Here is a 20742-nt window from a genome sequence, read left to right on the forward strand (position 1 = left end):
GCGTGTACGGGCCTTCACGGCCCTTCACGGATCAGCCCTTGGCCTCGCCCAGGTGGTGGACCCGCACCATGTTGGTGGTGCCGGGCACGCCGGGGGGCGAGCCGGCGGTGATGACCACGATGTCGCCCTCGTTGAAGCGGTTGAGCTTCACCAGCTCCTGCTCCACCAGGGCGACCATCTCGTCGGTGCTGTTGACGAACGGCACCACGTACGGCTCCACGCCCCAGCTCAGCGCCATCTGGTTGCGGGTGCCCTCGTCGGTGGTGAAGGCGATGATCGGCTGGACCGCGCGGTAGCGCGAGAGCCGGCGGGCGGTGTCGCCGGACTGTGTGAAGGCCACCAGGCCCCGGCCGCCGAGGAAGTCGGCGATCTCGCAGGCCGCACGGGCCACCGAACCGCCCTGCGTACGCGGCTTCTTGCCCGGGACGAGCGGCTGGAGCCCCTTGGACATCAGCTCCTGCTCGGCCGCGGTGACGATCTTCGACATCGTCTTCACGGTCTCGATCGGGTACGCGCCCACGCTCGACTCGGCGGACAGCATGACCGCGTCGGCACCGTCCAGGATCGCGTTGGCCACGTCGGAGGCCTCGGCGCGGGTCGGACGCGAGTTGGTGATCATCGACTCCATCATCTGGGTCGCCACGATCACCGGCTTGGCGTTGCGCCGGCACAGCTCGATCAGGCGCTTCTGCACCATGGGGACCTTCTCGAGCGGGTACTCGACGGCGAGGTCACCGCGGGCGACCATCACGCCGTCGAACGCCATCACGACGTCCTCCATGTTCTGCACCGCCTGCGGCTTCTCCACCTTGGCGATGACCGGGACGCGGCGGCCCTCCTCGTCCATGATGCGGTGGACGTCCTGGACGTCCTTGGCGTCGCGGACGAAGGACAGCGCGACCAGGTCGCAGCCCATGCGCAGCGCGAAGCGCAGGTCCTCGATGTCCTTCTCGGACAGGGCGGGCACGTTGACGGCCGCGCCGGGCAGGTTGATGCCCTTGTGGTCGGAGATGACGCCGCCCTCGATGACGATCGTCTTCACCCGGGGGCCCTCGACCTCGGTGACCTTCAGCTCGACGTTGCCGTCGTTGATGAGCACCTGGTCGCCCTTGGTGACGTCACCGGGCAGGCCCTTGTAGGTCGTCCCGCAGATCGTCTTGTCGCCCGGGACGTCCTCGGTGGTGATGGTGAACTCGTCACCGCGCACCAGCTCCACGGGGCCCTCGGCGAAGGTCTCCAGGCGGATCTTCGGGCCCTGGAGGTCGGCGAGGACACCGATGGCCCGGCCGGTTTCCTTGGCGGCGGCACGGACCCGGTCGTACCGGCCCTGGTGCTCGGCGTGCGAGCCGTGGCTGAAGTTGAAGCGGGCCACGTTCATGCCGGCTTCGATCAACGCGACAAGCTGATCGTGGGAGTCGACCGCGGGGCCGAGAGTACAGACGATTTTCGAACGGCGCATGGGGCGATCCTATCGGTTTGTTTCGCAACGGAATATTCCGTCTGGCGGAAAATACAAAAGGGCGGGATGCCGCTCAGGTGTGATTCCCCGAACCAATTACCAGCGCGTAGGTCTGTGTCGCGATCTCCAATTCCTCGTCAGTAGGGACCACCGCCACCGCGACCCGGGCGCCTTCCGGCGAGATCAGCCGCGCCTCGTCCCCCCGTACGGCGTTGCGCTCGCCGTCCACCGCCAGGCCCAGCTCCTCCAGGCCCGCCAGGGCCGCCTCCCGCACGGGCGCCGCGTTCTCACCGACACCGGCGGTGAAGGCGACCGCGTCCACCCGCCCGAGTACGGCGTAATAGGCGCCGATGTACTTCTTCAGCCGGTGAATGTAGATGTCGAACGCCAGCTCCGCCTGCTCGTCGCCCTCGTCGACGCGGCGGCGGATCTCCCTCATGTCGTTGTCACCGCACAGACCGGTCAGACCGCTCTTCTTGTTGAGAAGAGTGTCGATCTCGTCGGCGGACATTCCACCAACACGCATCAAATGGAAGATGACGGCGGGGTCCATGTCTCCGGAGCGCGTACCCATCACGAGCCCCTCCAAAGGCGTCAGCCCCATGGAGGTGTCCACGCAACGACCGCCCCGCACGGCCGAGGCCGACGCCCCGTTGCCCAGGTGCAGCACGATCACGTTCGTCTCGGCGGGGTCCTTGCCCAGCAGCTCCGCCGTGGCGCGGGAGACGTAGGCGTGGGAGGTGCCGTGGAAGCCGTAGCGGCGGATGCGGTGCTCGTCGGCCGTCTTCACGTCGATCGCGTAGCGGGCGGCCGACTCCGGCATCGTCGTGTGGAAGGCGGTGTCGAAGACGGCGACCTGCGGCAGGTCGGGCCGCAGCGCCCGGGCCGTGCGGATCCCGGTGAGGTTGGCCGGGTTGTGCAGCGGGGCCACCGGGATGAGGCGCTCGATCTCGGCGAGCACGGCGTCGTCGATCACGGTCGGCTCGGTGAAGGACTTGCCGCCGTGCACCACGCGGTGCCCGATCGCGGCCAGTTCGGTCGAGTCCAGGCCCAGACCGTCCTTGGCGAGCTCCTCGGCCACGGCCTTCAGCGCGGCGTCGTGGTCGGCGATCGCACCGCCGCGCTCCCGGCTCTCGCCGCCGGCCGGGGTGTGCTTCAGCCGGGAGGTCTGCTCGCCGATGCGCTCGACCAGACCCACCGCCAGCCGGCTGCTGTCGCGCATGTCGAGCAGCTGGTACTTCAACGACGAGGAGCCGGAGTTGAGGACGAGGACACGGGTCGGGCTGCTCACTGGGCGGTCGCCTTCTCGCTCGGGGCCGGGGCGGGGGACTGGGCCTGGATCGCCGTGATGGCGACGGTGTTCACGATGTCCGAGACCATGGCGCCCCGGGACAGGTCGTTGACCGGCTTGCGCAGACCCTGCAGCACCGGCCCGACGGCGATCGCGCCGGCCGAGCGCTGCACGGCCTTGTAGGTGTTGTTGCCGGTGTTCAGGTCGGGGAAGATCAGCACGCTCGCCTGCCCGGCGACCTCGGAGCCGGGCAGCTTGGTCGCCGCGACCGACGGCTCCACGGCGGCGTCGTACTGGATCGGGCCCTCGATCTTCAGGTCGGGCCGGCGCGAGCGCACGAGCTCGGTGGCCTCGCGCACCTTGTCGACGTCGGCGCCGGAGCCGGAGGTGCCGGTGGAGTACGACAGCATCGCGATCCGCGGCTCCACACCGAACTGCTCGGCCGTGGTCGCCGACTGGATGGCGATGTCGGCCAGCTGCTCGGCGTTCGGGTCCGGGTTGACCGCGCAGTCGCCGTAGACGAGGACCTTGTCGGCCAGGCACATGAAGAACACCGACGAGACGATGTCGGTGTCCGGCTTGGCCCTCCCGTCTCCCACCACCGCCCTACCTGACGCGCTTCGCGCGGCCCCCCTGGTCTTGATGATCTCGAAGGCCGGGCGGATGGTCGCGGCCGTGGAGTGCACCGAGCCCGACACCATGCCGTCGGCGAGGCCCTCCTGGACCATCAGCGTGCCGAAGTAGTTCACGTCGGAGACGACGTCGTAGGCCAGCTCCACCGTGACGCCCCGGTGGGCGCGCAGGGCCGCGTACTTCTCGGCGAAGACGTCGCGCAGTTCGGAGGCGGCCGGGTCGATCAGCTGGGACTCGCCGAGGTCGATGCCGAGGTCGGCGGCCTTCTTGCGGATCTGGTCGGCCGGCCCGAGCAGCGTCAGGTCGCACACCCCCCTGCGCAGCAGCACCTCGGCGGCGTGCAGCACGCGCTCCTCGGTGCCCTCGGGCAGGACGATCCGGCGCAGATCGGAGCGGGCCTGCTCCAGCAGCTTGTGCTCGAACATCATCGGGGTGACGCGGTCGCTGCTCGGCGCGGAGACGCGGCGCGCGAGGTCGCCGGTGTCGGCGTACCGCTCGAACAGGCCGAGGGCCCGCTCGGCCTTGCGCGGAGTGGCCGCGTTGAGCTTGCCCTCCAGGGAGAACAGCTGCTCTGCGGTGGGGAAGCTGGTGCCGGCCACCGACAGCACCGGGGTGCCGGGGGCGAGGCGGTCGGCGAGCGTGAGGATGTGGTCGCCGGGCACCTCGTCCAGCGTGAGCAGCACACCCGCTATGGGCGGGGTCCCGGCGCTGTGCGCGGCGAGCGCTCCGACGACCAGGTCGGCGCGGTCGCCCGGGGTGACGACGAGGCAGCCCGGGGTCAGGGCGCCCAGGAAGTTCGGCAGCATCGCGCCGCCGAAGACGAAGCCGAGCACGTCCCGGGCGAGCCCCGAGTCGTCGCCGAGCACCACCTTGGCGCCGAGGGCGTGGCCGATCTGCGAGACGGTCGGCGCGGACAGCGCGGGTTCGTCGGGCAGGACGTAACAGGGCACCGGCAGCCGGGAGTCGAGCTGGCCGGCGATCTCGTCGCGGTCCTCGCGGGCCACCCGGTTGGCGACCATGGCCAGGACGTCGCAGCCCAGCGTGTCGTAGGCGCGGTAGGCGTTGCGCGTCTCGGCGAGCACGGACTCCAGGGTCTGCTTGCGGCCGCCGACGACCGGGATCACGGACGCGCCGAACTCGTTCGCCAGCCGGGCGTTGAGCGACAGCTCGTCCGGGAGCTGGGTGCCGGCGTAGTCGGTGCCGAGGACCAGGACGACGTCGTAGTCACGGGCGACCAAGTGGAAGCGGTCGACGAGGGTGGACACCAGCTCGTCGGTGCCGGCCTCGGCCTGGAGGGCGGACGCCTCGTGGTAGTCCATGCCGTAGACGGTCGCCGGGTCCTGGGTGAGCCGGTAGCGGGCGCGCAGCAGCTCGAAGAGGCGGTCGGGCCCGTCGTGGACCAGGGGGCGGAACACACCGACCCGGTCGACCTGCCGGGTGAGGAGCTCCATGACCCCCAGTTCGACGACCTGGCGTCCGTCGCCGCGGTCGATGCCGGTCACGTACACGCTGCGGGTCACGCGCGCTCTCCGTTTCGTCTGGAGTGGGGGAGGCCTCACACCCATCGGCTGTCCAGCCTGGGGCACAAAAATCGCCCACCGAGGTGAGCAGAACCCTCTTGACAATACCTCTGTCGCTAGATAAGACGCCCGTCAGGTCGGGGTGCCGCACCGGGCCGTGGAGCGTGAAACAATCGGCAGTGGCTCACCGGTGTCAACAGCGAGCAGGAGACACAGCACGATGCGTATCGGAGTTCTCACCGCAGGCGGCGACTGCCCCGGCCTGAACGCCGTGATCCGGTCGGTCGTGCACCGGGCGGTCGACAATTACGGCGACGAGGTCATCGGCTTCGAGGACGGCTACGCGGGCCTGCTCGACGGCCGCTACCGCTCCCTCGACCTGAACGCGGTCAGCGGCATCCTCGCCCGCGGCGGCACCATCCTCGGTTCGTCCCGGCTGGAGCGTGACCGGCTCCGCGAGGCCTGCGAGAACGCCTCCGACATGATCCACGAGTTCGGCATCGACGCGCTGATCCCGATCGGCGGCGAGGGCACGCTGACGGCCGCGCGCATGCTGAGCGACGCGGGCCTGCCCGTCGTGGGCGTCCCGAAGACGATCGACAACGACATCTCCTCCACGGACCGCACCTTCGGTTTCGACACCGCCGTGGGCGTCGCCACCGAGGCGATGGACCGCCTGAAGACCACCGCCGAGTCCCACCAGCGGGTGATGGTCGTGGAGGTCATGGGCCGGCACGCGGGCTGGATCGCGCTGGAGTCGGGCATGGCGGCCGGTGCGCACGGGATCTGCCTGCCCGAGCGGCCGTTCGACCCGGCCGACCTCGTGAAGATGGTCGAGGAGCGGTTCGCCCGCGGCAAGAAGTTCGCGGTGGTCTGCGTCGCCGAGGGCGCCCACCCGGCCGACGGCTCCATGGACTACAACAAGGGCGCCATAGACAAGTTCGGCCATGAGCGCTTCCAGGGCATCGGCACCGCCCTCGCCCACGAGCTGGAGCGGCGCCTCGGCAAGGAGGCCAAGCCGGTCATCCTCGGCCACGTCCAGCGCGGTGGCTCGCCGACCGCCTACGACCGGGTGCTCGCCACGCGGTTCGGCTGGCACGCGGTGGAGGCGGCGCACCAGGGGCTGTTCGGCCGGATGACCGCCCTGCGCGGGACGGACATCGTGATGGTCCCGCTCGCGGAGGCCGTGACCGAGCTGAAGACGGTGCCGAAGGACCGGATGGACGAGGCCGAGTCGGTCTTCTAGACGTCGGTTTTCCAGCCGGCCTCCAGGTCGTCGTCGTCCTGGAGCTTCGTCCAGAAGTGCTCCACGATCCGGTCCAGGAAGTCCTGGCCGGCGCCGCCCGCGTCACCGCTGCCGCCGCCCCAGCTCAGGGTGGCGGCCATGTGCCCCTGGTAGTCCTCGTGCAGGGCCCGCAGGACGTTCTCCAGGCACCGCCGGTCCAGGGGCACGAGTTTGGCCACCGGGCGGACGTAGGCCTGCCAGCGGGTGGTGGCGGCGCTGCGCAGCAGTTCGCCGAGCTTGGTGTTCCGGCCCGTGACGGTGACGAAGTCGGGCAGGCCGAGCCCGAGCAGATCGGCCAGGGCGGCGGACTGGCGGTCCGTGCCGCGCCAGATGTCGGTCTCCTCCATTCGCAGGTACGTGTGCACGTCGTGCCCCACGGCCCGGGCCACGTCCTCCGGGGCGAGGCAGCGGGCGATGCGGTGTTCGCGCAGGGTGCGCGGTCTGCCGATGAGTTCGGCGGGTGAGCACCACAGCACGCCCGCGAGGCCGGTGAGTTCGGAGTTGGACGGGGCCGTGGCCCCGCGTTCCCAGGCGATGACATGGTCCGGGGATACGTGCGGGTGACCGTACGAGACGCGCATGCCGTACGCGACGTGCTCGGGGGTCATGCCGAGGGCGGCGCGCAGGCGGCGGGCGGCGGGGGCGTTGAAGGGCGGAGTCGTCGTCGTGGGGGAGGGCTCGTTCGGATGGGGTGAAGGTCGGCGCACGCGCCACAAGCTAGGGGCGCGGGGCTGTGCCGACTACGGTCTGTTCGGCCAGGATCACGGATTGTAGGAAGCTACGGCTACCGGCGGGTTCGAGTGGGGCTGAAGATCGTCTGTCGGGTGGACGGGTGTGCGGGCGAGGATGGCGCCGGGCCCGGTGATCGTGGGTCCGGAAAGGCAGTGCGTCACATGAACGGCAAGCTCAACGGGCATATTCGCGAGCGTCTTCGCGCGCCGAACTTCTGGCACCTCGCGACGGTGGGGTCGGACGGGGCGCCTCAGGTGTCGCCCATGTGGGCGGACATCGAAGGGGAGTACGTCATGGTCAACACCTCGGTGGGGCGGGTGAAGGAGGAGAATGTGCGGCGCAATCCGTACGTTTCGCTGTCCCACCACGACCCCGCGAACCCCTACGACCGCGCCGAGATCCGCGGGAAGGTCGTGCGGTTCGTGGAGGGCGAGGAGGCGGAGCGGGCGATGGACCGGCTCGCGCGGAAGTACCTCGGCGAGGACCGCTACCCGTGGCTGCTGCCGGGGGAGCGCCGGGTGATGCTGCTGATCGAGCCGACGCGGGTGCGGCGGCTGGAGGGAGTCGAGCCGTTCCGGACGGGCGTGCTGCCGGAGGGGGCGGACGGCTGACCTGGAGCACGGCCCCGGTGGGCGGCGGGCCGTGAACCGCCCTGCCTGAACGCTTCCTGGGTCGTGTTCGCGAAGTCCCGTCGTTCGCCCGGAGGGCGGGGCGGCCGGGACTTCGCGGACACGGCCTAGCTGTATTGACCCACAGGGTTGTTGACGCGGCTGATCGGGGGTTGGCCTCCGAGTGCGGTGTGGCAGCGATGGTAGTTGTAGGTGTGCAGGAAGGTGTCGAGGGCTGCGGTCCGCTCAGCGTTGCTGGTGTAGGGCTGTAGGTAGGCCCACTCGTCGAGCAAGGTGCGGTTGAAGCGTTCGACCTTGCCGTTCGTCTGGGGTCGGTAGGCGCGGGTCAGCTTTCCTGTGGCGCCGATCTCAGCGAGGGCCTGCTTCCAGGCCAGTCCCTTGCGGTAGGCCCAGGCGTTGTCGGTGAGGACCCGCTCGACTGCGGTGATGCCGTGCGCGTGGAAGAACGCGGCCGCGCGGGTGAGGAAGCCCGCGCAGGTCGCGACCTTCTCGTCCGCCTGGATCTCGCTGTAGGCGAGGCGGGAGTGGTCGTCGACGGCGGAATGGACGTAGTCGAAGCCCATCCCGCGGATGGGGCGGCCGGCGTCGCGGCCGCGGACTTTGTGGCCACCGCCGTCGGGTATCCGGCCGAGTTTCTTCACGTCGACGTGGATCAGCTCGCCCGGGCGGTCGCGTTCGTAGCGGCGGATCACGGTGCCGGTGGGCCGGTCGAGCCAGGCCAGCCGGTTGAGGCCATGGCGGGTCAGGATGCGATGCACGGTCGAGGCGGGCAGGCCCAGGACCGGGCCGATCCGGGCCGGCCCGAGCTTGCGGGCCCGCCGCAGCTCGCAGACTTCCCGCTCGGTGGCGGCGGGGGTGCGTTGCGGGGTCGTGAGCGGTCGGCTGGAACGGTCTGCCAGACCTGCCGAGCCTTCGGCCCGCCACCTGCGCACCCACTTGTGGGCAGTAGCCCGTGAAACACCGAGCTCGGCGGCGACATGCGCCACCGGCCGCCCGGAATGGACCCGCTCGACCAGCAGCCGCCTGCCATGAACGGTCAGCCGGGCATTACGGTGGGACACGAAGACCTCCTGTGCGGTGCAGTCCTAGACAGCTCCACCACACCGGAGGTCTTCGCCTTTGATCAACTCGAGCACCAGGTGTCAACAACGCTCGTGCTCAATACACCTAGCGCCAGTCGGGTGCGCCCGGGGCGGCCGGGGGAAGCCGGGACTCGATCCGCGCCCGGACCTCCCGCATCACGGCGATGATGCGGTCCTCGTGCTCACCGGTCAGCCGGGCCACCGGAACCGAGCAGCTGATGGCGTCGACCACCGGTGTGCCGTAGCGCAGGGCGAAGCCGAAGCCGGCGATGCCGGGCACCGTCTCCTCGCGGTCGACGGAGTAGCCGCGCTCGCGCACCCCGGCCAGGTCGGCGAGCAGGGCGGCACGGCCGGTGTGCGTGTTCTCCGTCAGGGCGGTCAACGGCTCGTCACCGAGGGGCAGTTCCTCGTCGGGGCGCTCGGCGAGCAGTGCCTTGCCGAGCGCTCCGGCATGCGCGGGGACGCGACGGCCGACCCGGCTGATGGTGCGCAGGTACTCGTGGGACTCGCGGGTGGCGAGGTAGACGACGTCCCGGCCGTCGAGCCGTGCCAGGTGGATGGTCTCGCCGAGCGCGTCCGACGCCTCGTCGAGGTAGGGGCGGACCAGCCGGATGCGCCGGTCGCCGTCCAGGTATCCCGTTCCGGTGAGCAGCGCGCGGATGCCGATGCCGTAGAGGGAGCCGGTGGCGTCGGTGCGGACCCAGCCGGAGTCGACGAGCGTCTGGAGCAGCTGATACATGCTGCTGCGCGGCACGTCCAGGTCCTGCGCGAGCTGGTCGAGGCGCGAGGGTTCCTCGCCCCGTTCGGCGAGGAGTTCGAGCAGTGCGACGGTCCGTGCCGCCGACTTCACGCCGCGGACGCCTCTGCTCTCCTGCATGGGCTCATCGTAGGTCCCCCTCGATTCGTGATCGTCCGACCCATTGACCCGATCCGTTCATCCACTTAGCCTCCATCTTCATACGTGGACGCCATCTGCATACAGGGATGAGACACCGGTTCAAAGGGGAACTGCCTTGCCTCTGCTCGTCGTCGGGATCAGCGTTGTGATCCTGCTTCTCCTCATGACCAGGCTGAGACTGAACGGCTTCGCCGCACTGCTGCTCGTGGCGGTGGGGGTGGCGCTGGTCCAGGGCATTCCGGTGGCGACCATCCCGGACGTCCTCTCGGAAGGCATCGGGGACCAGATCGGCGACACCATGCTGACCATCGGGCTCGGCGCGATGGTGGGCCGCGTGATGGGGGACTCCGGCGCCGCCCAGCGCATAGCCGGCAAGCTCCTCGACGCCTTCGGGCCGCGCTGGGTCCAGGTGGCCATGGTGGTCACGTCCATGCTGATCGGCGTGACCATGTTCTACGAGGTCGCCTTCATCATCGTCGTGCCCATCGCGTTCACGCTGGTCAGGGTCACCGGGGCGAGACTGCTGTGGGTGGGCCTGCCGATGTCCATCTCGCTGTCCACCATGCACAGCTTCCTGCCCCCGCACCCCGGCCCCACCGCCGTCGCCGCGACCTTCCACGCCTCCGTCGGACTGACCCTGTTCTACGGCCTGTTCATCGCCGTGCCCGTCGGCGCGCTCATCGCCCTGACCTGGCCCCGGCTTCCGTTCGTCGCGCGGCTGACGCCGTCCATCCCCAAGGGCCTGGTCAGCGAACGCGAGTTCACCGACGAGGAGATGCCGGGCCTCGGCTGGTCGCTGTGCGTGGCGCTCTTCCCCGTCGTGCTGATCGTCGCCGCAGCGGTGACCGACATGGCCACGTCGGGCGAGAGCCCCCTGCTGCACACCGTCGCGTTCCTCGGGTCGGCGCCCATCGCGCTGCTGCTGACGCTGTGCCTGGCCGTGTGGGCGTTCGGGCCGCGCATCGGGCGCAGCCTGAGCGACGTCGGGGCGTCCTGCACGTCGGCGGCCCAGGCGATGGCGATGATCCTTCTGGTGATCGGCGCGGGCGGGGCGTTCAAGAACGTCCTGGTCGAGGGGGGGATCTCCGACTACATCAAGGACGCCACGGACGGCTGGTCCATCTCCCCGATCGTCCTCGCCTGGCTCGTCGCCGTCATCCTGCGGATCGCCCTCGGCTCGGCCACCGTCGCCGTCGTCACGGCCTCCGGGGTGGCGTTGCCGCTGCTGGCCGGCAGTGGGGTCCACCCGGAGGTCATGGTGCTGGCCGTCGCCTGCGGCTCCATCGCCTTCTCGCATGTGAACGACCCCGGGTTCTGGCTGTTCAAGGAGTACTTCAACCTGTCGGTCGTCGAGGCGATCAAGGTCCGTACGTCTTATACGACGGTGCTGGCCGTGCTCGGGCTCGGCGGGGTGCTGGTGGTCGAGTGGGTTCTCGACGTTCTGAGTCTGTGAACCGGGTTTTCGAGAAGGGGCAATGATGAGCATCGGTCAGCAGCCGGTCGTCACGGCGTTCGCCGTCTATCCCGTCGCCGGGCGGGACAGCATGGAGCTGAATCTCTCCGGCGCGCACGGGCCGTACTTCACCCGCAACGTCGTCGTGCTCACCGACTCCGAGGGGCGGACCGGGCTGGGCGAGGTGCCCGGCGGGGAGAAGATCACACGGACACTGCGGGACGCGGAGTCCCTGGTCGTCGGGGCGAAGGTCGGCGATTACAAGCGGGTGCTCCGCGAGATCGGTGAGCGGTTCGCCGACCGGGACGCGGGTGGGCGGGGTGCGCAGACCTTCGACCTGCGGACCACGGTGCACACCGTCACGGCGGTCGAGTCGGCGCTGCTGGACCTGCTGGGGCAGCACCTCGACGTGCCGGTGGCGGCGCTGCTGGGGGACGGGCAGCAGCGCGCCTCCGTGCGGGTGCTGGGCTATCTCTTCTACCTGGGCGACCCGGACCGGACGGATCTGGAGTACGTGCGGGAGCCCGGCTCCTCGGTGGAGTGGTACCGGGTGCGCCACGAGGAGGCGTTGTCCGCGGAGGCGATCGTGCGGCAGGCCGAGGCGGCGTACGACCTGTACGGGTTCCGGGACTTCAAGCTCAAGGGCGGTGTGCTGGAGGGGAGCGAGGAGGTCGCGGCGGTCCGGGCGCTGAAGCGGCGCTTTCCCCAGGCGCGGGTCACTCTGGATCCGAACGGGGCGTGGTCGCTGCGGGAGGCGGTGGAGTTGTGCGCGCCGTTGGTGGGGACGCTGGCTTATGCCGAGGATCCGTGCGGGGCGGAGGGCGGGTACTCGGGGCGGGAGGTGCTCGCGGAGTTCCGGCGGGCGACGGGGTTGCCGACCGCGACGAACATGATCGCCACGGACTGGCGTCAGATGGCGCATGCGCTGGCGCTTCAGTCGGTGTCCATTCCGCTGGCCGATCCGCACTTCTGGACCATGCAGGGGTCGGTGCGGGTGGCGCAGTTGTGTAACGCGATGGGGCTGACGTGGGGGTGCCACTCCAACAACCACTTCGACATCTCGCTTGCGATGGTGACGCACTGCGGGGCCGCGGCGCCGGGGGAGTACAACGCGCTGGACACGCACTGGATCTGGCAGGAGGGGCTGGAGCGGCTGACCGTCGAGCCGCCCCGGATCGTGGGCGGCGAGATCGCCGTTCCCGATGCGCCGGGGCTGGGCGTCGGCCTCGACATGGAACGGCTGCTGGCGGCGCATGAGCTGTACCTGGAGAAGGCGCTGGGGGCGCGGGACGATGCGGTGGCGATGCGGTGTCTGGTTCCGGGGTGGTCGTTCGATGCGAAGCGGCCGTGTCTGGTGCGGTGACGCCTGCCTCGGTGGGGGTGCGCGTTGTCTGCGCCTGCCCGGTGGTGGTGGGTCGGGGCCGTGTCGGGGGGTGTCCGTCCTCGGAACGGCGCGATGGGGTGTCATACCGACTGACTGTTCGTTGACGCGCCAACCAGCTGCGGGCGGACACCCCCCGACACGTCCCCTTGCGTACGACGGCGGGTGCGGGCCGCCCCCGCTGCGGGCATGCGTGCCGCTAAGGGCGGCACGGGTGGGCGCAGCGGCACCTCGTCGCGCCGAGTTGCGCACCCACCCGGCCTCAGCACCGACGCCGGGCGCCTGACGCGCAGGGCTACTCCAGCCGCTCGTCCTCCCTGCTGCGGGCCGCGCCGTTCAGCCCTTGACCGCCCCGCCCAGGGCGAAGCCTCCTCCCAGGCGTCGTGCGATCAGGACGTACAGGAGGATCACCGGCGTCGAGTAGACGAGGGAGAACGCCGCCAGCTGGCCGTACGCCACCATGCCTCGGTTGCCGAAGAAGTCGTTGATGCTGACCGACGCCGGCATCTGGTCGGGGGTGAGCAGGAGCATGAAGGGGACGAAGAAGTTGCCCCACATCATGACGAAGCAGAAGACCGTCACCACGGCTACGCCCGGGCCCATCAGGGGCAGCACGATGCGGATCAGGGACTGGAACGCCGACGCCCCGTCGGTCCAGGCGGCCTCCTCCAGCTCCTTCGGTACGCCGTCCATGAAGTTCTTCATCAGCCAGATGGCGAAGGGGAGTTGGGACGCCGTGAAGAAGAGGATCGTGCCCTGCGTGGTGTCGATCAGGTCCACCTGGACGAAGAGCGCGTAGACCGGAACCATGATCGCGGTGATGGGGAGGCTCGTGGCGAAGAGGATGGTGAGGAGGAACGGGCGGTTGAAGCGGGAGCGGAAGCGGGAGAGCGGGTAGGCGGCCAGGGCCGCGCAGACCACCGTCAGCAGGGTCGCGCCGCCGCACAGGATCATGCTGTTGAGGAGGGGGGTGAAGGTGATCTCGGGGGTGAGGATCGCGTCGAAGTTGTCGAGGGTCAGGCCGTCGGGTGTCTTCACCCGCAGACCCGCGTGGGGGTCCAGGGCCGACAGGACCACCCAGACCAGGGGCAGAACGAACGCGGCGGCGACCATCAGGAGGCCCGCGTCCGCTGCCAGGCGGCGTGTCGTGCGGCGGGACGTGAGGGTGTGGGCCATGCGTGTCAGACCTCCGTCCGCAACAGGCGCAGGTAGACGAGGGAGAAGAGCGAGCCGACCAGGAGCAGCAGCAGGGCGACCGCCGTGCCGTAGCCGATGAGGCTGTTCTGGAAGGCCTGTTCGTACATGAAGAGCGGCAGCGTCTGGCTTCTGCCGCCCGGGCCGCCTCTCGTCATCACCCAGATCAGGCCGAAGACCGAGAGGGTCTGCAGGGTGTTGAGCATCAGGTTCGTGCCGATGGAGCGGCGGATCATGGGCAGAGTGATGTGCCACATGCGTCGCCAGCCGCCTGCCCCGTCGACCTCCGCCGCCTCGGTGATCTCCTGGGGGATCTCGTTCAGCGCGGCCGAGTAGACCAGCATCGAGAAGGCCGTACCGCGCCAGACGTTGGCGAAGGACACCGCCAGGATCGGCAGGGTGAACAGCCAGTTCTGGGAGGGCAGGTGCAGCCAGTCCAGGATGGCGTTCAAGGTGCCCTCGCGGCGGAAGAATGCGTAGAGCAGGAAGCCGGCGACGACCTCCGGCAGGACCCACGCCGTGACCACGATGCCGCCGGTGAGGGTGCGCACCGGTTTCGACGCGCGCTGCATCAGCGCGGCGAGAGCCAGGCCGAGGGTGTTCTGCCCGATGAGGGACGACACGACCGTGAACACCAGGGTCAGCCATACGGCGTTGAGGAACGCCTCGTCCCCGAAGGCCCGCGTGAAGTTGTCGAAGCCGACGAACGACGCCCGGGCCTGGCCGGTCAGCTGGAGATCGGTGAAGGCGATGTAGACGCAGTAGGCGATCGGGCCGGCGAGGAAGAGGAGCAGGAGGACGACCGCGGGGGTCAGGGGCAGGAGTCGCACCGGCAGGCGGGGGCCGCGTGCCGGGTGCGTGTCCTCGGGGGTCTTGGCCAGTCGCGGGCGGGGTGCGGTGGCGGTCATGCCCGGGGGCCCTCACTCACCGCTCGACCACCTGGTCGTCCGTCGCGTCCTTCAGCGCGTCCGTGTAGGCGCTCGTCGCCTCCTCCACCGACGTGTCGCCCGTCGTCACGCCCTCCATCGCCTCCTGGACGGCCGTGGAGACCTTCGGGTAGGCCGGGTAGGCGGGGCGGTAGTGCGTCGTCGCCACCAGGTCGGTGAAGAAGTTGATGCCGGGCTGGGCGTCGACGTAGGCGGGGTCCTCGGCGACGTCCTCGCGGACCGCGATGCCCGAGTTGGCGACGTACCACTTCTGCGCGTTCGCCCTGGTCTGCATCGTCTTGATGAACTCGAAGGCAAGGTCCGGGTTTCCGGCCTTGGCCGGGATGGACCAGGTCCAGCCGCCGGACATGCTCACCTTGCCGGGTGCCTGGCCGTTCTGCGTGGGCATGGCCGCCAGGCCCAGCGTCTTCGACCACTCGGGCCATTCATGGCCGCTGCCGGGCAGCCAGTCCTGGGGGAGCCAGGAGCCGTCGAGGGCGATGGCCAGCTTGCCCTGCGGCAGCCACTCGCCGCGGACCCGGGTCATGACGTTCGGGTCGAGCGCGTCGGAGACGTCCGGGCCCAGCTTCTCCTCGTAGACCGTCTCGACGAAGGCGAGGGCGTCCTCGAAGCCCTGGCCGCCGGCGATCCACTTCTTCGCGTTCTTGTCGTAGAGGGGGTCGGTGCGGCCGTCGTTCGTGCCGTAGAGGAGCATCTCGAAGGTCTGCATGGTGGCCGCCTCGCCGACCGGTTTGCCGGTGTAGACGTTGAGCGGGATGACGTCGGGGACCTTCTTCTTGATGGTGCGGGCCGCGGTGAGGACGTCGTCCCAGGTCCTCGGCTGCCAGTCGGCGGGGAGGCCGGCCTTGGCGAAGATGTCCTTGTTGAACCACAGGCCGCGGGTGTCGGTGCCGTCGGGGACGCCGTACGTCTTGCCGTCCTCGCCCTTGGCCGCCGCCTTCGCCGTGTCGATGAACCGGTCCCAGTCCGGCCACTTGGCGAGGTACGGGTCGAGGGGCTTCAGATAGCCGCTGGTGATGTCCGAGTTGATGAGGAAGGTGTCCTCGTAGACCAGGTCGGGGGCGGTCTTGGGGGAGCGGAGCATCTGCTGGAGCTTGGTGTAGTACTCCGAGTCCGGGGCCTTGATCGGGACGAGCTCGACCTTCTTGCCGGGGTGAGCCTTCTCGAACTGCTGCCTGATGTCCGCGAGATAGGTGTCCATCACCTTGACGGAGTTGTCCGTGGACTGTTTGAAGGAGACCTTCACGGTGTCCGGGTCGCTGCCGGAACCCCCGCCGCAGGCGGTGAGGGCGGTCGAGGCGAGGACGAGGGCGACGAGGGGTGTGAGGGCGGCGGTGGGGCGCACGGGCACGACCTCCTACGGGCGCACTGCGTTGTGGCCGGGTGGCTGCGTCGTGAACCTAAGTTGAGTGGTCTAGTCAGGTCAATGCGTGTGCGGCGGTTCGATCGGCGGCTGATGAACCGTCACTGGCCCGTGACCCAGCGGTACTGCAACTCCGGGCGCCCCACCGTGCCGTACTGCGGGCGGCGCGCCGCGCGGCCCGCGTCGACCAGGTGTTCCAGGTAACGGCGGGCCGTGATGCGGGAGATGCCGACCGATTCCGCGACGCCGGCGGCCGTGAGGCCCTCCGCGCTGTCGCGCAGGGCCACCGTCACGCGCTCCAGCGTCGGCGCGCTCAGACCCTTGGGCAGCGCGGCCGGGCCGGGCGCGCGCAGGGCCGCGAGCGCCCGGTCCACCTCGTCCTGGCCGCTCGCCTCGCCGACCGCCGCGTGGAACTCGGCGTAGCGCACGAGGCGGTCGCGCAGGGTCGCGAAGGTGAACGGCTTCAGCACGTACTGCACGACCCCCAGCGAGACGCCCTCGCGGACGACGGCCAGGTCACGGGCCGACGTCACCGCTATCACGTCGGCGTGGTGTCCGGCCGTCCGCAGGGAGCGTGCCAGCTGCAGCCCGTGCACGTCCGGCAGGTGCAGGTCGAGCAGGAGCAGGTCGACCGGGGTGCGGTCCAGGGCCCGGCGGGCCTCCGCGCCCGAGTGCGCCTTGCCCACGGCCACGAACCCCGGTACCCGGCCGACGTACAGCACGTGCGCGTCGGCGGCGACCGGGTCGTCCTCCACCACCAGGACGCGGATGTCCTTCTCGCTGCTCGTCATGCGTCGCCTCCAGCGCCTGTGGCCGGCGCGGCCCCGCAGGGCACGCCCTCGGCCGCCGTCCCGGACCCCCCGAGCGGCAGCCGTACCTCGAACTCCGCCCCGCCCCCGTCGGCCTCCGCCACCGTCAGGGAGCCCTCGTGCCGCTGGGCCGCCTGCCGTACCAGCGCCAGCCCGAGGCCCCGGCCGCCCGGGCCCGCCGGCTTCGTCGTAAAGCCTCGCTGGAAGACCGCCTCGGCGTGTTCGGGGTCCACGCCCGGGCCCGTGTCCGAGACCCGCAGCACCAGCTCGGGGGCATCGGCGTTTCTGGTGTACGCCGCCACCGTCACCCTGGCCCGCACGCTGCCCTGCGCCGCGTCCACGGCGTTGTCGATCAGGTTGCCGAGGATGGTCACCAGGTCCCGCGCCGGCAGGGTCTCGGGCAGCAGGCCGTCGTCGAGGCTGCTGTCCTCCGACACCATCAGCTCCACGCCCCGCTCGTTCGCCTGGGCCGTCTTGCCCAGCAGCAGTGCCGCCAGCACCGGCTCGCTCACCGCCGCCACGACCTGGTCGGTCAGTGCCTGCGCCAGCTCCAGCTCGGCCGTCGCGAACTCCACCGCTTCCTCCGCCCGGCCCAGCTCGATCAGCGAGACGACCGTGTGCAGCCGGTTCGCCGCCTCGTGCGCCTGTGAGCGCAGCGCCTGTGTGAAGCCTCGCTCGGAATCCAACTCGCCCATCAGTGACTGGAGTTCGGTGACATCGCGCAAGGTGGCGACCGTACCGCGCCGCTCGCCGCCCGACACCGGCGAGGTGTTGATCACCAGGACCCGGGCCGCGGTCAGATGCACCTCGTCGACGCGCGGCTCGGAGGCCAGCAGCGCGCCCGTCAGCGGGGCGGGCAGCCCGAGCTCCGCCACCGACCGGCCCACCACGTCCTCGGTCACGCCGAGCAGTTCCCGCCCTCCGTCGTTGATCAGCGCCACACGGTACTGCCCGTCCAGCATCAGCAGCCCCTCGCGTACGGCGTGCAGGGCGGCCTGGTGGTAGTCGTGCATCCGGCTGAGCTCGGCGGCGTTCATGCCGTGGGTGTGGCGGCGCAGCCGGGCGTTGATGACGTACGTGCCGACCGCTCCCAGCACCAGCGCGCCGGCCGCGACGCCGAGCAGGGCCGTCAGCTGGTCCTGGACCCGCTGGGTTATCTGCTCGACCCGGATGCCCGCGCTGACCAGGCCGACCACCCTCGGGCCGTCCTGGATCGGGGTGACCGCGCGGACCGACGGGCCGAGCGTGCCGGTGTAGGTCTCGGTGAAGGTCTCGCCCCGCAGGGCCCGCTCGGTGTGCCCCTGGAAGGTCTGGCCGATCTGCTTCGGGTCGGGGTGCGTCCAGCGGATGCCCCGCGGGTCCATGATCGTGATGAAGTCGACCTCGGTGTCCCGCATCACCTTCAGCGCGTACGGCTGGAGCTCGGCGGTCGGGTCGGGGGCGCGGGCGGCCGTCAGCACCGACGGGGAGTCGGCGACGGACCGCGCCACCGCCCTGGCCTGGCGCGCCGCGGCCTCCTCGGCCTGGCTGCGGTCGCTGACGTAGGTGAACAGCGCGTATCCGGCCACGACGACCGCTATCAGTACGGCCTGCATGGCGAAGAGCTGGCCCGCAAGACTGCGGGGACCCGGGACGGAGAAGCGCATGTCGTCAGTCTGCCTCGTGGCTGATTGTGAACTATATGAACGGAAGGGTGACCGCGCTCACACAGCAGGACATAGTCACGGCATTCCCCATAACGCATCTCCGGGAGCCCCCGCTCCCTTTTCCCCCGGACGTGAGCCGCACGCCGGTGATGCCGACGACGTCGTCAAGGAGGGCCGCCGTGACCAGCGCAGCCGATACGGCACCTGCCGCACCCAAGGCCAAGCGGGACCGCACGCACTATCTCTACATCGCGGTGATCATCGCGGTCGCCGCCGGTATCGCCGTCGGTCTGGCCGCACCGGACTTCGCGCAAGAGCTGAAGCCGATCGGCACGGGTTTCGTGGCGCTGATCAAGATGATGATCTCGCCGATCATCTTCTGCACGATCGTGCTGGGCATCGGCTCGGTACGCAAGGCCGCCAAGGTCGGCGCCGTCGGTGGTATCGCCCTGGGTTACTTCATGGTGATGTCGCTGGTCGCGCTGGGCATCGGCCTGGTCGTCGGCAACATCCTGGAGCCGGGCACCGGCCTCGCCGTGACCGACGCGATCAAGGACGCCGGTCACGCGCAGATCGACGCCGAGGCGAAGAACACCACGGAGTTCCTGCTCGGCATCATCCCGACCACGATCGTGTCGGCCTTCACCAACGAGTCGGTCCTGCAGACCCTGCTGATCGCCCTGCTCGCCGGCTTCGCGCTGCAGGGCATGGGCTCGGCCGGCCAGCCGATCCTGCGCGGCATCGAGCACATCCAGCGGCTCGTCTTCCGCATCCTCGCCATGGTGATGTGGGCCGCCCCGATCGGTGCCTTCGGCGCCATCGCCGCCGTCACCGGCTCCGCGGGCGTGGACGCGCTCAAGAGCCTCGCCGTGCTGATGCTCGGCTTCTACGCCACCTGTTTCCTGTTCGTCTTCATCGTGCTCGGCGCCCTGCTGCGCGTCATCTCCGGCCTGAACATCTTCACGCTGTTCAAGTACCTGGGCCGGGAGTTCCTGCTGATCCTGTCCACGTCCTCCTCCGAGTCGGCGCTGCCGCGGCTCATCGCGAAGATGGAGCACCTGGGTGTCAGCAAGCCGGTGGTCGGCATCACAGTCCCGACCGGCTACTCCTTCAACCTCGACGGCACCATGATCTACATGACCATGGCCTCGCTGTTCATCGCCGACGCCATGGGCACGCCGATGTCGATCGGCGAGCAGATCCCGCTGCTGCTCTTCCTGCTGGTCGCCTCCAAGGGTGCCGCCGGTGTCACCGGAGCCGGCCTCGCGACCCTGGCCGGTGGTTTGCAGTCGCACAAGCCGGCCCTGGTGGACGGCATCGGCCTCATCGTCGGCATCGACCGCTTCATGAGCGAGGCCCGCGCCCTGACCAACTTCGCCGGCAACGCCGTGGCCACCGTGCTGATCGGTACCTGGACGAAGGAGATCGACAAGGAGCGGGTCAACCAGGTCCTCGCCGGTCAGCTGCCCTTCGACGAGAAGACGCTGCTGGACGACGGCCACGACGGCCCGGCCGAGGAGCACGTGGAGGTGCCCGAGCAGGGCGGCGAGAAGGCACTGGCGAAGGCCTGACGGCCGCGCCGCCCCCCGCGAGACTCCGGGCGGCTGGGTGTCCCCCCGTCGCTCAGCCGCCCGGTCCGCACGTCAAGAAGATCAATCGATTCCCCAGAAGATCAATCGCTTCTCCAAAGGATCGATCGCTGCTCAGAGGATCGATCGCTGCTGGAGAAGCGCTGCTCGAGAAGATCAGTCGTTCAGCTTCGCCACCAGCTCGGTGGCATCGGAGGCGGGCACGCCCGCCGCGGTCAGGATGGTGACCGCGGCGCAGCGGCCCGCCTCTTGCGCTGCCACGAGCCCGTCGTTCACCGCCTCCATCAGCGCGACCAGCATCTGCTCCTGCACGTACGCCAGGGCCGGCGCGGGCAGCGGTGAGGTGAAGACCCCCTGGTCGAGGCCGCGCCGGAGTACTCCGGTGGCGGCCTCCCGGACCGGGGCGAGCCGTTCCCGGATGCCCTGCATGGTGACCGTGCGCTGGGCGAGAGCGATCAGCAGCCGGTAGCGGTCGGCGAGCTCCCACACCGCCAGCACCGAGCGCGCCACCGCCTCCGCCGGGTCCCGCACGCCCGCACGGCCCGCCGCGTGCGCGCTCGACAGGGCTTCCACGGCCTCGTCGACGAGCGTGCTGATCAGCGCCTCGCGGCTCGGGAAGTGCCCGTACACCGTCCGCCGTACGACGCCCGCGGCCCGTGCGATCTGGTCCATGGACGCGTCGGGGTCGCGCAGCAGCTCGGCGAGGGCGACGTCGAGGATGCGGCGGCGGTTGGCATCGGCGCGGCTGGTACCCGTGGTCATGGACGTCATTGTGCCGTTGCTTCGATCCTCATTGGATTTCAGCATCCCGGTCGTCTCGGCCCGGAAGGT

Annotated in this window: 17 protein-coding genes; 5 read left to right on the forward strand and 12 right to left on the reverse strand. The window is 70.0% G+C overall.

Annotated elements, in window-relative coordinates; all coding sequences use genetic code 11:
- Positions 1-31: 31 nt before the first annotated feature.
- The 3 genes from pyk to pta form a co-directional block, all read right to left on the reverse strand.
- Positions 32-1459: a pyruvate kinase gene (pyk, locus tag CEB94_RS27905; protein ID WP_175434800.1), complete on the reverse strand. Its 1428-nt coding sequence runs from the start codon at positions 1457-1459 to the stop codon at positions 32-34.
- 73 nt (positions 1460-1532) lie between these two features.
- Entirely contained in the window at positions 1533-2750 is a 1218-nt protein-coding gene (locus tag CEB94_RS27910; RefSeq protein ID WP_175434801.1) for an acetate kinase, read from the reverse strand.
- The gene (gene pta, locus CEB94_RS27915; protein ID WP_175434802.1) at positions 2747-4903 is read right to left on the reverse strand and encodes a phosphate acetyltransferase; all 2157 of its coding nucleotides are present in this window, start codon (positions 4901-4903) and stop codon (positions 2747-2749) included. The genes CEB94_RS27910 and pta overlap by 4 nt, the downstream gene beginning before the upstream one ends.
- A gap of 220 nt (positions 4904-5123) precedes the next feature.
- On the opposite strand from pta, the gene CEB94_RS27920 reads away from it, so the two are divergent.
- Entirely contained in the window at positions 5124-6149 is a 1026-nt protein-coding gene (locus CEB94_RS27920) for an ATP-dependent 6-phosphofructokinase (protein WP_175434803.1), read from the forward strand.
- On the opposite strand, the gene CEB94_RS27925 is transcribed toward CEB94_RS27920, so the two are convergent.
- A complete protein-coding gene (locus CEB94_RS27925; RefSeq protein ID WP_425472496.1) occupies positions 6146-6904 on the reverse strand; it encodes a helix-turn-helix domain-containing protein in 759 nt (252 codons plus the stop codon). The two genes, CEB94_RS27920 and CEB94_RS27925, sit on opposite strands and share 4 nt — an antisense overlap.
- Positions 6905-7081: 177 nt before the next feature.
- Between CEB94_RS27925 and CEB94_RS27930 the strand changes: the two genes are divergently transcribed.
- Positions 7082-7531 carry a PPOX class F420-dependent oxidoreductase gene (locus CEB94_RS27930; RefSeq protein WP_175434805.1) on the forward strand — a complete coding sequence of 150 codons (450 nt, stop codon included), beginning with the start codon at positions 7082-7084 and terminating at the stop codon, positions 7529-7531.
- Between the two features lie 125 nt (positions 7532-7656).
- Here the strand turns inward: CEB94_RS27930 and CEB94_RS27935 are convergent, their stop codons facing one another.
- Positions 7657-8610 (reverse strand): IS481 family transposase, encoded by a 954-nt coding sequence (locus tag CEB94_RS27935; RefSeq protein ID WP_175434806.1) that lies wholly within the window; start codon positions 8608-8610, stop codon positions 7657-7659.
- Between the two features lie 106 nt (positions 8611-8716).
- Positions 8717-9508 carry an IclR family transcriptional regulator gene (locus CEB94_RS27940; RefSeq protein ID WP_175434807.1) on the reverse strand — a complete coding sequence of 264 codons (792 nt, stop codon included), beginning with the start codon at positions 9506-9508 and terminating at the stop codon, positions 8717-8719.
- A gap of 136 nt (positions 9509-9644) precedes the next feature.
- On the opposite strand from CEB94_RS27940, the gene CEB94_RS27945 reads away from it, so the two are divergent.
- Positions 9645-10982 (forward strand): gluconate:H+ symporter, encoded by a 1338-nt coding sequence (locus CEB94_RS27945; RefSeq protein WP_175434808.1) that lies wholly within the window; start codon positions 9645-9647, stop codon positions 10980-10982.
- Positions 10983-11007: 25 nt separating this feature from the next.
- A complete protein-coding gene (locus CEB94_RS27950) occupies positions 11008-12345 on the forward strand; it encodes an enolase C-terminal domain-like protein (protein WP_175437191.1) in 1338 nt (445 codons plus the stop codon).
- A 354-nt stretch (positions 12346-12699) separates the two neighbouring features.
- Here the strand turns inward: CEB94_RS27950 and CEB94_RS27955 are convergent, their stop codons facing one another.
- From CEB94_RS27955 to CEB94_RS27975, 5 genes are all read right to left on the reverse strand, one after another.
- Positions 12700-13539, reverse strand: a complete 840-nt coding sequence (locus CEB94_RS27955; RefSeq protein ID WP_175434809.1) for a carbohydrate ABC transporter permease — start codon at positions 13537-13539, stop codon at positions 12700-12702.
- Between the two features lie 5 nt (positions 13540-13544).
- The gene (locus CEB94_RS27960; protein ID WP_175434810.1) at positions 13545-14465 is read right to left on the reverse strand and encodes a carbohydrate ABC transporter permease; all 921 of its coding nucleotides are present in this window, start codon (positions 14463-14465) and stop codon (positions 13545-13547) included.
- A gap of 16 nt (positions 14466-14481) precedes the next feature.
- Positions 14482-15849, reverse strand: a complete 1368-nt coding sequence (locus CEB94_RS27965) for an extracellular solute-binding protein (protein ID WP_175434811.1) — start codon at positions 15847-15849, stop codon at positions 14482-14484.
- 119 nt (positions 15850-15968) lie between these two features.
- Positions 15969-16658: a response regulator gene (locus CEB94_RS27970; RefSeq protein ID WP_175434812.1), complete on the reverse strand. Its 690-nt coding sequence runs from the start codon at positions 16656-16658 to the stop codon at positions 15969-15971.
- Complete coding sequence (locus CEB94_RS27975; RefSeq protein WP_175434813.1) at positions 16655-18322, reverse strand: sensor histidine kinase; 1668 nt, start codon at positions 18320-18322, stop codon at positions 16655-16657. Before CEB94_RS27975 ends, CEB94_RS27970 begins: the two co-directional genes overlap by 4 nt.
- Positions 18323-18501: 179 nt before the next feature.
- Here CEB94_RS27975 and CEB94_RS27980 point away from each other — a divergent pair, with 179 nt between their 5' ends.
- Positions 18502-19893, forward strand: coding sequence for a cation:dicarboxylate symporter family transporter (locus CEB94_RS27980; RefSeq protein ID WP_175434814.1), 1392 nt, complete (start codon positions 18502-18504; stop codon positions 19891-19893).
- A gap of 174 nt (positions 19894-20067) precedes the next feature.
- On the opposite strand, the gene CEB94_RS27985 is transcribed toward CEB94_RS27980, so the two are convergent.
- A complete protein-coding gene (locus CEB94_RS27985) occupies positions 20068-20682 on the reverse strand; it encodes a TetR/AcrR family transcriptional regulator (RefSeq protein ID WP_175434815.1) in 615 nt (204 codons plus the stop codon).
- Between the last annotated feature and the right edge of the window lie 60 nt (positions 20683-20742).

Source organism: Streptomyces hawaiiensis (assembly GCF_004803895.1).
In the GTDB taxonomy this organism is placed as follows: Bacteria; Actinomycetota; Actinomycetes; order Streptomycetales; family Streptomycetaceae; genus Streptomyces; species Streptomyces hawaiiensis.